This window comes from Sorangium sp. So ce367 (assembly GCF_051520455.1).
Taxonomy (GTDB): domain Bacteria; phylum Myxococcota_A; class Polyangia; order Polyangiales; family Polyangiaceae; genus Sorangium; species Sorangium cellulosum_B.
In genome coordinates, this window is record NZ_CP150334.1 from 7129270 (window position 1) to 7142245 (window position 12976).

Annotated in this window: 7 protein-coding genes; all 7 read right to left on the reverse strand. The window is 69.6% G+C overall.

All coding sequences use genetic code 11. The features are described from left to right. Positions 1–25 precede the first annotated feature (25 nt). The 7 genes from tagF to WME97_RS27080 all read right to left on the reverse strand — a co-directional run bounded on the left by tagF (position 26) and on the right by WME97_RS27080 (position 12864). Entirely contained in the window at positions 26–1000 is a 975-nt protein-coding gene (gene tagF, locus WME97_RS27050) for a type VI secretion system-associated protein TagF (protein WP_437541412.1), read from the reverse strand. A gap of 347 nt (positions 1001–1347) precedes the next feature. Beyond that, entirely contained in the window at positions 1348–5064 is a 3717-nt protein-coding gene (gene tssM, locus WME97_RS27055; RefSeq protein ID WP_437541414.1) for a type VI secretion system membrane subunit TssM, read from the reverse strand. A gap of 41 nt (positions 5065–5105) precedes the next feature. After that, a complete protein-coding gene (locus tag WME97_RS27060; protein ID WP_437541416.1) occupies positions 5106–5783 on the reverse strand; it encodes a DotU family type IV/VI secretion system protein in 678 nt (225 codons plus the stop codon). Positions 5784–5817: 34 nt separating this feature from the next. Next, complete coding sequence (gene tssK / locus WME97_RS27065) at positions 5818–7179, reverse strand: type VI secretion system baseplate subunit TssK (protein WP_437541419.1); 1362 nt, start codon at positions 7177–7179, stop codon at positions 5818–5820. Between the two features lie 181 nt (positions 7180–7360). Continuing rightward, a complete protein-coding gene (gene tssJ, locus WME97_RS27070) occupies positions 7361–8119 on the reverse strand; it encodes a type VI secretion system lipoprotein TssJ (RefSeq protein ID WP_437541421.1) in 759 nt (252 codons plus the stop codon). A gap of 116 nt (positions 8120–8235) precedes the next feature. After that, complete coding sequence (tssH, locus tag WME97_RS27075) at positions 8236–10935, reverse strand: type VI secretion system ATPase TssH (RefSeq protein ID WP_437541423.1); 2700 nt, start codon at positions 10933–10935, stop codon at positions 8236–8238. A 36-nt stretch (positions 10936–10971) separates the two neighbouring features. Beyond that, positions 10972–12864: a transglycosylase SLT domain-containing protein gene (locus WME97_RS27080; RefSeq protein ID WP_437541426.1), complete on the reverse strand. Its 1893-nt coding sequence runs from the start codon at positions 12862–12864 to the stop codon at positions 10972–10974. Positions 12865–12976 lie beyond the last annotated feature (112 nt).

Genomic DNA, 12976 nt, shown 5'->3' on the forward strand with positions numbered 1-12976 from the left:
GGGTGCCTTCGGTGCGGGCATCGGCTCAGCCGAGGGATTCCAGGAAGCTGTCGAGCGACAGGTCGGTCCGGGCGACGAGCGCGTCGAGCTCTGGCCCGAGCGCATGTCGGGAAACGTGCTCCTCGACGCGTGGGGGTCCGCAGAGGTCGGCGATGTGCTCGGCCTGGGTGGTGGGCGCGATCATCTCGCGGAACGAGCCCACGTGGGGGGTACCGAGGTGGAGGAGCAGGGTCCGCTGGGGTGTCCAGAACGCGTTCATCAGCGTTCGTCCCCATTTCGACAGGCGGCGGGTCATGTCCATCCACACGGCGGCGGCGTAGGCGTCTCCTGCGCCGAGCGGCAGCCTGAGGGCGAGCCCTGTCCTCGGGAGCTCCTGACCGCGGAAGGGGATCACCGAGTCGAGGATGTTCTGCAGCACCCAGAAGCGGCTCGCGTCGGTGCCGAAGCCGGCGTCCCAGAGCGCCTTCATCGGGTGGGTCTTCAGCCATGCGCGGTAGGCGGCCTGGGCCGATTCGGGGTCGTCGAGCGACGGCGGCGTGATCTGGGAGACGCGGTGGAGGAAGGCGTCGACGGGCAGGGTCCTGCCGTTTGTCGCGGCGTCGTGGGCGGCGGCGAGGAGGGGGAACAGGGCGATGGGGAGCGACGGCCCGGCGGAGACGAGTTGATCGTAATCGTAGGACCCGAACACCACCATCGGGTAGAGCCGCCCGGCGTTATCGCCGCTGGCGGCCCAGGCGCCCACGAGCCCGCGGGTGGGCGGCTCGTCGCCTTTCGGTTCGCCGTGGAAGACGAAGAGGCCCAGGGCCGTCTGGTAGTGCGCATCGAAATGGGCGCCCATGGCGCGCCGGGCGAAATCGATGGACGCGCCCAGCCAGCGGTCGAAGGCCGCGAGCTCTTCTCCACCTGCGTTCAGCCGGATGAAATCGCCCGTGGCGGGCAGCTTGCCGAAGCAGCCGATCTGCGGCGGAGCGGCAGGGCCCTTCTTGCGGCGCCAGAACATGACTGCTGGGAGTGAACCACGAACCGCTCACCGAGCGCTACCACCTTCCCGGTTGCGCCAGGAACGTGCGAGCGCCCCCCGAACCACGTCAAAGGTTCCACGCCCCCTCGCCCCCCTCTCCCCCCCTTTTCACAAAGAGCCAGCGGGGGAGGGGGTGTCGTGTGGGGGGCCGGCGGGGTAGGGCCCCGCGAACCCGAGCGCCGGCCCGCCCCGGAGCCGGTCGCGCACGGTCTCGTCCCCCCCGTTCTCACGGCAACGGCCCCCCAAAAGGCGCGAGTTCGCGGGAGGGGCCCCCGCCGGCCCCCCGCACGACGCCCCCTCCCCCGCTGGCTCCGTTGCTGCCTAGATCACCCTTTGCCGAAGCGATCCCCGATGCTGGCAGGGCAGTTGGTCGCCCGGAAGAAGCTCGTCGGAAACGGGTGGTTCCCCCGGGTCGGCCTGATCTCCATGGTCACGGTCACCGGCGGCGCCGTCATCTGCCAGGTCACCGTGAACAGCTCGTCGTTGTCCTTCTGGGCGGTGGTCGTCCCGGCCTCGAAGAGCCGGAAGATCCCCCACGGCCCTTCGCGCACGAGCTCCTCGTCGAGCCCCCCCGCGCCGCGCACCTGGATCCTCGCCCCCTTCGCGCCTTCGCCCGGCCAGTTGAAGGTGTGCCAGAACTCTTTCTCGTTGCGATAGAGTCTCTTCTGGCCGTCGACCTCGAAGACCACCTCGCTCACGATCGGGCTGACCGTCTTCATGTTGATGTGGAAGACGACCTTCGGATCCGCCCCGCCGCTGCTCCCGAAGAGCGCGTCGGAGATCTCGTTCGAGCGCCTCAGGCAGTTGTACAGGTTCGCGCTGAACGGCGTGAACGGCTTCGCCGCCTGCGGCTGCCCCGACAGGTGCGCCTTCGGGAAGAACTCGTGCCCGACCTGGTAGTGGAAGCCCTTGAGGTACGTCTCGTAGAAGCCCCAGAGCACCCCGTCCTTCGGCTTGAAGAAGGCCATCGCGTCCTCGAGCGAGGCGTCGCGTGACGACGCGAGGTTGAACGGGTAGCGGTCCTTGATCTTGTCGCGGTAGTGCGGCCAGACCTCGACCTCCCAGATCCCGCTCGCCGCGCCGCCTGCGCGCCGCACGACGGCCTTGTACGCCTGCCGGAGGGGGTTCATGAGGAGCGGCTCCATCAGCCGCTGCCCGTTCTGGTCCATCGAGAGCAGCAGCCCCTGGGTCTCCTTCACCGCGTCCTGGAACGCCTCCGTGGCCTTCGAGGTGTCCGCGTCCGGCGGCCCGTCCTCGACGACGCTCATCTCCCCTGCCAGCCGCTCGAGGTGGCCCACGTACTGGCCGAGCTTGGGCGGGGGCGGCGGGGGCTGCCCTTCGCCCGCCGGCGGCTGGGGCACCCCGAAGCTGGCCATCGACTCGAACTTGTCAGGCACCGGATCGTAGTGCTCGCGCTGGTTCCCCGTGAGCATCGAGTCGATCCGCACGCCCGTCCGCTGGTCGACCTTCTGCGCGATCATGTCCTTGGCCCTGTCGAGCAGGCCGCCGTCCGCCGTCAGCAGGCTCGGCTTCTCGTCCTTCCCGAACTGCGTCTCGTCCGAGAGCCGCTGGAGCAGCCGCCGGTAGGGCCAGTCGGGCGTGGAGAGCACCCTGAACTCGTGGATCGCGTCCCGGTTCGTCTTCGGGACGTCGACCTGGATGTCGCGGAAGAACGCCTCCCACTGCGCGATGTACGCGTTGTCGTAGTCCTGCCGGACGCGGTCGAGCTCCTTCTGGATCTGGTCGCCCTGCCGCTTCTCGTCGCTCGACAGGGGGAGCACCCAGAGCTCGCGCTCGAGCTTCTTCCTCCCCTCCTTCAGCGACTCGAGCACCTGCGCGTGCCCCTTGGCCGTGTAGGGCCCCTGCACCTCGAACCACGTCCCGCCCCGGTTCTTCTGCGCGCTGTGGACGACGGTCAGCACCTCGGGCCGATCCGCGAACATCTCGTTGAGCGACACCGGCGGGTACTTCAGGTTCTCCGGCGTGTTCGGCCCCGACTCGTCGTACTTCTGATCGATCAGGCTCGTTACAAACTGATCGTAGTAGCGCTTCGTCGGGTCGACCCGCAGCAGGTCGGCGCGCGCCCGGGCGATGAGCGGCTCGTTCAGCTCCTCGGCCTCGAGCTTCTTCCGCCGCACGAGATCGATGTAGTACGCGACGTGCGGCGTGAGCCGCTCCTTGAGCTCGCTCTCGGGCAGATCGGTGAACGGCTTCAGGGTGTCGGCCCAGACCTGGACGAGCCGCCCGGTCTGCCACCGCGCCGCCTGCTCATCCATGTGGCCCTGGTACTCCTTGCCGAGCAGGAGGTAGCTCCGCAGGGCGTTGTAGCCGTCCAGGAACTCCCCCTCGCGCACCTTCTCGAGCTTCGCCTCGAGCTGCGCCTTCGCAGGGCTGACGAAGCCCTGCTTCAGGCTCGTGATGTACTGGCCCATCGTCGGCGGGAACAGCTTGTCCCCCTGGAACATGAACCAGCCGTACTCGATCGGCGTGTTCTCGACGTAACCGTCGAGCCGCCCCACGTGCTCCTGCAGCCGATCGAGCTTGTCGATGTTCGCGCGCACGTTCGGCGGCGTGCCGCTCCGCCCCGACCAGTCCACGAACGCGATCTCGTCCGAGATGCGCCGGGTCTCGGCGACGAGCGCCTTGTTGTTGAAGTACGAGATCACCGCCGGCAGGAGGAACAGGAGCGCCACGAGCGCCGCGGCCGCGGCCACCAGGATCCGCTGCATCCGCCGCCGCCGGAGCTCCGCCTCGGAGCGCGCGGCGAGGTCCTGATCCGGGAAGACGACGTTGGTGAAGACGTCGTGCAGGAAGAAGCTCTTCGACTCCTTCGGGGCCGCCGCGTCCTCCTCGCCCTCGCCGAGCCCCGCGCGGAGCCCGAACGCGCGCCCCATCGCCCCGACCACGCGGTCGAGCGGCCGCCCCTCCTGGACGCCGCTCGTGAAGTAGAACCCGCGCAGGACCGGCGTGGGCGCCGCGCCCGCCTTGGGCGCGAACGCCGCCGCGATGAAGTCGGACAGGTTGCGCTTCACCGCCGCGAACTCGAGCGGGAACTGGTAGCTCTTCTCCTTCACCTCGCGGTTGCGCTCGCTGATGAGCCGCTTCGTGAGGCGCGCGTGGAGCTTCTCGACGAGCACGTCGAACTCGCGGTCGAAGATCTTCCCGGGCTCGTCCTTGTTCTCGTCGAGCCGCACGGTGGCGCCCCACGCCTGGGCGCGCTCGCTCTTCTTCAGGTCGCCGAAGTACTCGGTGAAGCCCGCCACCAGGTCGCTCTTCGTGAAGAGCACGTAGACCGGCAGGACCATGTGCAGCGTCTGCTGCATCTCGTCGATGCGCGCGCGGATCTTCTTGCCGGTCTGATCGATCTGCTCGTCGCTCGCGTCGAGCAGCTCGCTCAGGCTCACCGCGACGATGACGCCGTTCAGCGGCTTCTGCTCGCGGTGCTGCAGCAGGGTCTCGAGGAACGCCATCCACTCGTCGTGGTCGTCGCTCTCGGTCGTGTACCGGCCGGCGGTGTCGAGGAGGATCGCCTCGTTCGTGAACCACCACTCGCAGTTCCTGGTGCCGCCGACGCCGCGCACGCCGGTGCGCTCGGGGTCGATGTACGGGAACACGAGCCCGGAGTGCCGGAGGGCGGTGGTCTTGCCTGCCCCGGGCGGGCCGACCATCACGTACCAGGGGAGGACGTAGAGCGCGTCGGCGCCCCGCTTGCCCCCGCCGAGCTTCGAGGCCTTGAGCGCGGCGATGCCCTCCTGCATCTGCCGGTTGAGCTCCTGGATCTCCGCGCGCCGCTCCGGCTTCGCGTTGATCACCTGCTCCTGCGCCTGCTGCGCGATCGCCTTCTCGAGCGCCCGCGCGGCGCGCGCCGCGCGGATGCGCCGATAGACCGCCAGCCCGACGAGCAGGGCGAGGACGACCGCCGTCGCCACGAGCGGGATCTCGATCGGGAACGCCTCGGCCCCCTCCCCTGCCGCCGTGCGCAGCATGAACCACACTCCCCACACGGCGGTGAGGAACAGGGCGCTCAGGATCCACAGCCACATCGGAAGTCTCCCTCGGGAACAGCAGAGGACGGCGGAGTCGCCTAGGTCCCCGTGCTGATCAGCTTCTTGATCTGGTCGGCCACGCCCTCCGCGTCCGAGGCCACGACGAGCCGGAGCACGATGACCACGAGGACGGCCAGCACGAGCAGCCCGAGCGCGATGGCCAGGAAGGGCAGCTCGCGGCGCACCGCGTTCGCCCCGCCGTCCTTGCGCTCCGCGTTCGGCGCGAGGGCCTCACCGCCGCCCTCGGCGACAGCGACGTGGTTGCCCACGCCCTCGATGACGGCGCCGAGGCCCTCCTGCTGGCGCAGACGATATTTCCCCTGGAAGCCGAGGGCCAAGCAGAGGAAGTAGATTTGCGCGACGTGGTTCCTTCCGCGCTGGCCGTAGAGGTTGTCGAGGTTCGTGAAGAACCCGTCGCCGGCCGTGTTCAGCTGGAAGAACTGGAACTGCAGCGGGTTCTGGAGCCACTGCGTCCTCCCCGGCCAGTTCGAGTTGAAGATCACCTCGTCGGCGAAGGCCGCGAGCGCGAACTTCGCGTCGATCATGTCCTGCTCGGGGATGCGGGCCTCACGGCCGTTCTGCATCATCGTGTCGAACAGGCCGAGGACGCGCCGCTGGAGGATGTCGGGCGCCGGGAGGTCGCGCGAGTTCCTGAGCTGCAGGATCAGCGAGAGCACGTCGGAGCACACAAAGTACATCGTCTGCGAGAGGCTCATGGGCTCCTCACCCGGAAGGGGCGGCCTGACACGTTCACTTTCCTGCCGGCACGGCGATCAGCCGGAGATCGACCTTTTGCGGTTCGATCGGCTGGTAGATGGCGATCGTGCCAGAGCCGAGGATATCGTTCCAGTAATCGCCGTTCTGGTTGACGCGGAGGTAGACGAGCCCCGGCTTGACCGGGATGGCGCCCGGCGGCCGGTACTCGATGGCGACGTTCACGCCGGGCGTCGCGGAGTGCAGGATGTGGCCGATCTGCGTCCACGAGCCGATCTTGAGCAGGCGCGGGAGCCGCTCGCGCAGCGTGGCCTCGTCCGTGCCCTTCGCCTCGAGGAACATCTCGTGGCTGCGGGGCAGCTTCGGGTCCTCGAACCTGCCGAGGTACATGCCGTCCTCGCGCTTCTCGAGCGGCACGATGACGAACTGCTCCGTGACAACCTCGTTGATGAGCTTCCAGGCCCGGTCGAACATCGGGTCGAGGACGCCATCGAGCTCGAGGTAGTTGAACTTGGGGATCGTCGTCGGATCGCTGTCGGTGGCCGCAAAGGTGCAGAGCTCTCCGATGAGCGAGCCGAGGACGACATAACACTGCTCCGGGTGCGCGCCGCCGTGGTCGACGAGGTGCGACACGATCGGGATGTACGAGTTCAGGGTGTGGAGCAGCCAGAACTTGGTGAGATCGGAGGCCTGGAAGTCGACCGACGCCGCGTTGCGCATGCGCCGCCCCTCGACGAGCGACTTCTGCTTGCCGACGAGCGCCGAGAGCACGCGGCGGAGGCCGGACATGATGTGGTCCGACGTGTTGATGCGAAGGACCGACGGGATGAAGCTCTTCCGCAGGGCGATCGCGCCGGAGCTGTCGCGGACGAGCTGCGCGATGCGCACGGTCTGGTACGCGTCGCGCGGCTCGGTGCCGAAGAGGAGCCGCAGGTTGGTGCGGGCCCAGGTGACCGACTGCTCGTTGCGGCCGGAGTTCACGTCCGGGACCGTCGTCTGGGCGGCCACGAACCGCTGGGCGGGGCCCGCCTTCGCCGGGTCCAGGCTGATGTTCGCGGCGGTCTCGCGCAGGTTCGGGATGCCGAGGAAGACGTCGAGCGTCTTCAACGCGGCCGGGAAGGCGCCCTCGAGCGGCCGCGCCTCGACCTGATCTTCGCCGCGATCGCCGATGAAGAACGGCGTGCCGTCGGGGAAGACGCCGTGGCATTTGACGACCTTGAACTGCCCGGCGGAGAGCGCGCGCTCATCGAACTGGGCGGACGTGATGCCCCAGTCGTAGCCCACGACGGCATGGAGGCGCGCATGGAGCAGCGTCTCGTGGTAGGCGTCCGTTTGCTGCAGGTGCTGAGGGGTCATGAAGAGCCCCTCGGTCCAGACCGGCTTGCGCGGGTGAATCATGTCGCCCGTCCAGTCTTATCAGATGTGCCGTGCGCGGCGTCGCGAAAGCGGGTCAGGCGCAGGGGGCGCCGACGCTGCGCTGCGCGCATCGGACCGCTCGTCGTCGCCGGCGGCCGCGCGGTCACGTCGCGCACGCCGCGTGGACTGCCGCTGGGAGGACGACCTGCGCGCGCCACGGCGATCACTTCCCCGGGCGAGCGGGCGCCTCTGGCGCGGCCACCTTCTTCGGCAGGCTGAGCCGGCGAACGGCGCTCGCGTTGGGGAACATCGACTCGTCGAACTCGACCCCGTTGTCGATCTTTGTCGAGTCGATGAAGAACGCGACCCGCGGATCGGCCACGGGCGGACCTGCGTCGGGCTCGCGGCCGCCGCACTGCGCCTCTCCGGGCGGGAGCGGGAACTCGTAGAAGGTCTTCCAGCTGTTGCCCTTCGGGCTGTGGAACAGGGCGGCGCCGACGAGGTGGCTCGCGTCGGGCAGGCGCTCGAACTTCACCTCGACGAGGTCGTTCGGGAAGACCTCGACCTCGTCGACCTTGGCGAGGTCGTCCTCGAGCGTCTCCTTGTCCTTGAGGAGGATCTGGTCGTAGGTCGCGTTCTCCATGCGCGCGCTGCTCTTCAGCTGGTAGAGCCGCACGACCACGGGCCGCGGGTTCCCGTTCTCGTTGGGGTTGATGTTGTCGGACGCGTAGATCGAGAGCGTCACGATCTGGACGTCGCACGGCTCGGGGGCCGCGGGCGGCGGCGCGGCGGACGTGCAGCCCGAGAGCGCGGCGGGCAGCGCGGCGCCGAGGGAGGCGGCGAAGGTCGCCGCGGCGATGGCCGCCGCGACCTTCGCCGGGGCCGCCCCGCGGAGGAGCGACGCCGGCCGACGTCGAGGCCCCGGCTGGCGCGCCGAGCCCTCCCCTGCGGGGGAGGGCGAACGGGGCTCCCCGATCCACATCGAACGCTGTAGGAGCTTGGCGAACGGGACCATGCTCCGCCCAATTTATGCGGAGTCTCGCGGCCGGTACAACTTTCGGTGCGCGAGCGGCGTCGATCGGTCCGATTCAGTCCGTTTCAGTCCGAGAACGAGATCGTGAAGTTCTTCTCGGCGTCGACCCCGATCTGGAGCCGCTTGGGGAGCGGCCCCTCCGCCATCTTCTCGAGGACGGCGACCGAGAGCAGCGGCAGGAGCGACGCCCGGAGGATATGGTCGATGTTGCGCGCCCCCGTGTCGACCTCGGTGCAGCGCGCCGCGATCGTCTCGACGAGCGCGTCCGAGTACGACGCCTCGATCCGCTGGCTCTTGCGCAGGCGGTCGACGAGCGCGTCGAGCTTGAGCCGCGTGATCTCGCCGAGCGCGTCGGGCGAGATCGGCAGGTACGGCACCGTCGTCATGCGCGCGAGCAGCGCCGGCTTGAAGTGCGCGGAGAGCGTCGGCTTGATCGACTCGACGATCTCCTTGATGAACTCGCCGTCCGCGTCGAGGCGGCGCGACGGGTCTTCTTCCCGCGCCGCGACCGTCATGTTCGTGATCTTGTCGGTCGCGAGGTTGCTCGTCAGGATGATGACCGTGTTCTTGAAGTCGACGAGCCGCCCCTCGCCGTCGCTCAGCATGCCCTTGTCGAACACCTGGTAGAACAGGTTCATCACGTCGGGGTCGGCCTTCTCGACCTCGTCGAGGAGCACCACCGTGTAGGGCCGCTGGCGCACGGCCTCGGTGAGCATGCCGCCCTCGCCGTAGCCGACGTAGCCGGGGGGCGAGCCGATGAGCCGGGAGACGGTGTGCTTCTCCTGGAACTCGGACATGTTGATGACCGTCATCATCCGCTCTCCGCCGAACATGAGGTCGGCGATCCCGAGCGCGGTCTCCGTCTTGCCGACGCCGCTGGGCCCCACGAGCAGGAACACGCCCTGCGGCGTGCTCAGCGGCTTCAGGCCCGCGCGCGCGCTCCGGAGCTCCTTCGAGATGCTCACGATGCCGTGCGTCTGCCCCTTGATCCGCCGGGTCAGCCGGTCCTCCATCTCGAGGAGCGCCTTCACGTCGTCCTGGACCATCTTGCCGACGGGGATGCCCGTCCACGCCGCGACCACGCTCGCGACCATGGCCTCGTCGACGTCCGGCCGGATCAGCGGCACCTCGCCCTGGCTCTGCTTGAGCTCGTCGAGGGCCTTCACCACGTCGCGGCGCGCGGCGTCCCGCTCCTCGTTCGTCTTGGCCTCGTCCATCTTCTTGCGGGCGTCGATGACCCGCTGCGTGCCCGCCGTCTCCTTCGCGTAATCGGCGCGCACCGACTCGAGCTCGGCCTTCGCCTTGGCGAGCTTGTCCTTGAGCTCCGCGACCCGCTCTTGATCGATCTGGACGCCCTTGTCGCGATCCCGCTCGAGCGCCTTGAGCTCGGTCTCGGTGTTCACGATGAGGATCTCGGCGTCCTCGACCGCGGCGGGGCGCTGCTGCAGCGCGACCTTCACGCGGGCCGCGCAGGTGTCGAGCAGGTCGACCGCCTTGTCCGGAAGCTGCCTGCCCGTCAGGTAGCGCGCCGACAGCCGCACGGCCGCGGTCACCGCCTCATCCTGGATGATGACGTTGTGGGCCGCCTCGAACTTCGGCCGGAGCCCCCGGAGCATGACGACGGCCGCCGGCTCGCTCGGCTCGTCGACCTTCACCGGCTGGAAGCGCCGCTCCAGCGCCGCGTCCTTCTCGAAGTATTTCTTGTACTCGCTCCACGTCGTGGCCGCGATCGTCCGGAGCTCGCCGCGGGCGAGCGCCGGCTTGAGCAGGTTGGCCGCGTCGCCGCCGCCTTGCTGGCCGCCCGCGCCGATGAGCGTGTGCGCCTCGTCGATGAAGAGGATGATCGGCTTCGACGACCCCTTCACCTCGGCGATCACCTGCTTCATCCGGTTCTCGAACTCGCCCTTCACGCCGGCCCCTGCCTGGAGCAGCCCCATGTCGAGCCCGAGGATGTCGACGCCCTGCAGGAGCGGCGGCACCTTCGGATTCTCCGGCGTGCTCTCGACGATGAGCAGCGCGAGCCCCTCGACGAGCGCCGTCTTCCCGACGCCCGCGTCGCCGACGATGATCGGGTTGTTCTTGCGCCGCCGCGCGAGGATATCGATGACCTGCCGGATCTCCCGCTCGCGGCCGAAGATCGGATCGATCTGCCCCGCGCGCGCCTTCCCCGTGTAGTCCACGCAGAACTTCGCCAGCGCCGAGTCGGGCCCGGCGCTCGCCATCCCGGCCGGCAGCTTCCCGGGCGCGCCTGCGCCCGCCGCCGCCGCCGCGGCCTCCGCCTCCTCCTTGGAGCCGGAGACGATCTTGGGGAGGTTGTTCTTGAGATCGTCTTTCGAGATGCCCTCGAGATACGCGCCGATGCTGCTCACCGAATACCGGGTCGGCTGCTGGACGAGGCGCTGGAAGAGCACGCCGCTCCGGACCCGCTGGTAGCCGTACTCCATGGATCCGACGAGATAGGCGTCCTGCATCCACTCGAGCATCGTCGGCGAGAGCACGGGCCTCCCGGCGTTGCCCTTCCTCAGCTCTTCCAGGCTGCGCTGGAGCGCGGCGCGGAGGTGCGAGGGGTCGAGATCATAGTGGGATACGAGAAACGCGATGTCGGAGTTCGCGTCGTCGAGCAGCGCGAGGAGCAGGTGCTCGAGCGTTACCTCGTAGTGGCGCGCGTTGACACACTGGCCAATCGCCGCCTCGAGGGCAGAGGTGCAGTTCTTGGTGAGTCGCTTGACGATGGCTTTGGTGTCGACGAGCTGCATGCGCGGCATGCTAGCCGAGGCGCGCCCTCGTCCGAAAGCGCCTCGTCAGCCTCGCCCCTTGCGCTTCTTCTCCGCGGCCTCCGGGGCGCGGCCCTCGGCCCCGCTCGCCTCTCCGCGCTCCCGCGCGGCCGGCTTGGCCCCCCCGCGGGTCGCGTCGCCTCGCGGCGCCGGCGCGGCGTCGTGGGCGCTGTCGTCCTTTTCCTGCGCGGCGAGCGGCTCGCCGGCCGCGACGCGGTCCACCATGTCGGGCCGTATCCGCAGCTTGAGCAGGGCGCCGACGCGGAGCTTTTGGTCCGGCTCAATACGGTTATCGCGCGCGACGTCCTCGACGTCTATGACGAACTGCCGCGCCACGCCGATCAGCGTATCGCCGGGCGCGACGCGGTAGAGCATCACCTCGCGCGCGGACCGCGACTGCCCGCGCGCGGCGCGCGTCCGCAGCGGGGCGCGCGAGACGTCGACAGCGTCGTCGTCGGACGAGCCCTCCGCGCCGTCGTCGAGCGAGGACGTGGCCACGGGATCGCGCATCGAGCGTCGCTTGCCGAGCGCAGGCCGGTCGTCGTCGTCCGCGTCCGCCGTCTCCGCCGTCCGCTTCCGCGCGGGCTTCGGGAGCAGCGAGAGCAGGCTCTCGTCGTCCCGGCTCCCCCTCCGCGGCGCGAAGTCGCGTCCGCCGAGCAGATCGACCGGATCGAGGATCGACGCGTCGTCCGTGGAGAGCAGCTCCGTGGAGAGCATCGCGGGCAGGGCGGCCTGCGCTCGAGCGAGCGTGTCCGGCGGGAGCATCACGAGGTAGTCTCCCCGTCCGGGCGGCACGCGGTCCCCCAGGATGTCGGGGTTCAGCTTCCGCAGCGTCGAGGTCCCGATGCCGGCGGCCTTCGCCAGCGTCTTGAGCGGCGTCCCCGGGGACACCGCGATCTCGGCGGCGTCGATCGGCCGGCTCACCGCGACCTCATCGAACCCGAACCGCTCCAGGTTGTTCGCCACGATCGCCGCCGCCCCGATCTTCGGCACGTACGCGGCCGTCTCCGAGGGGATCGCCTCCTGACGCGCCAGCTCGTTGAAGTCGGACGTCCCGTAGCGATCGATGCGGTCGAGCAGCTGCTCGTAGCCCATGTTGTAGGCCGCGAGCGCGAGGTCCCAGCTGCCGAAGCGCAGGTAGAGATCGCGCAGGTGGTGCGCCGCCGCCTGCGTGGCGAGGCGCGGGTTCTTCCGCTGGTCGAGGTGCCGCGTCTGCTGGAGCCCGTAGACCGCGCCGGTGGCGGGCATGAACTGCCAGAGCCCGACGGCGCCCGCCGGCGATTTCGCCCGCGGGTCGAAGCCGCTCTCGATCATGGACACCCAGATGAGATCCTCCGGAAGCCGTCGTTCCCTGAGCTCGGCCTGGATCATCTCCTGGTAGCGCCCGCTCCGCTTCAGCCACGTCTCGAACATCTGCCGCCCGCGGTCGGTGCGCGTGAAGAAGCGGACGTACTTCAGGGTGCGGCGCGACACGGCGAGCCGGAGGTCCGGCAGCTGCAGCTTCGAGAGCGCCTCGGCGCCGGCCGAGTCGAGGTCGTCCACGTCGTCGGCGTAGCTGCCTTCGGCCGAGAACGCGCGCGGCGGCCTCGAGTAGCTCGGCCGATCGAGCTCGCACGCGGCGCCCTCCCGCGCGTCGCGCCCCGCGGCCTCGCGCAGCCGCCACAGCTCTCGCGACTCGCCCCCCGGCGGCGCTGCCGGGCCGTCGAGCCCGCGCGCCGGCGCCGCGCTCGGCGGCGGCGCCGCGGCGAGCGCCCCGACCGGCGCCGTGGCCCGCGCTGCCCCCAGCTGGTAGGTCGATACCGCCGACTGGACCGACGTGATCGCCGACTGGGGCGCCGCCATCCCGACCCCGTAGCCAAACGCCAGGGCCGAGACCAGGGGAGGGATCTTGTGGACGAGGCTCATTGGTGTGTGGTTCAACGTCGCACCATGTAGGCAAACCGGTCAACAAACCGACCGGCCCGGGCGAGCCGGGCTCGGCGCGCCGCTGGGGAGGTCGGCCTCGGCGCCCTCTCGGGCCTCGGTGTGGCCT

What these genes read in the sequence shown, in the direction of transcription:
- tssM (WP_437541414.1), bottom strand. Translation starts at nt 5,064, where the DNA reads ATGTGGCTGTGGATCCTGAGCGCCCTGTTCCTCACCGCCGTGTGGGGA.
- tssJ (WP_437541421.1), bottom strand. Translation starts at nt 8,119, where the DNA reads ATGTGGATCGGGGAGCCCCGTTCGCCCTCCCCCGCAGGGGAGGGCTCG.
- tssK (WP_437541419.1), bottom strand. Translation starts at nt 7,179, where the DNA reads ATGATTCACCCGCGCAAGCCGGTCTGGACCGAGGGGCTCTTCATGACC.
- tssH (WP_437541423.1), bottom strand. Translation starts at nt 10,935, where the DNA reads ATGCCGCGCATGCAGCTCGTCGACACCAAAGCCATCGTCAAGCGACTC.
- WME97_RS27060 (WP_437541416.1), bottom strand. Translation starts at nt 5,783, where the DNA reads ATGAGCCTCTCGCAGACGATGTACTTTGTGTGCTCCGACGTGCTCTCG.
- tagF (WP_437541412.1), bottom strand. Translation starts at nt 1,000, where the DNA reads ATGTTCTGGCGCCGCAAGAAGGGCCCTGCCGCTCCGCCGCAGATCGGC.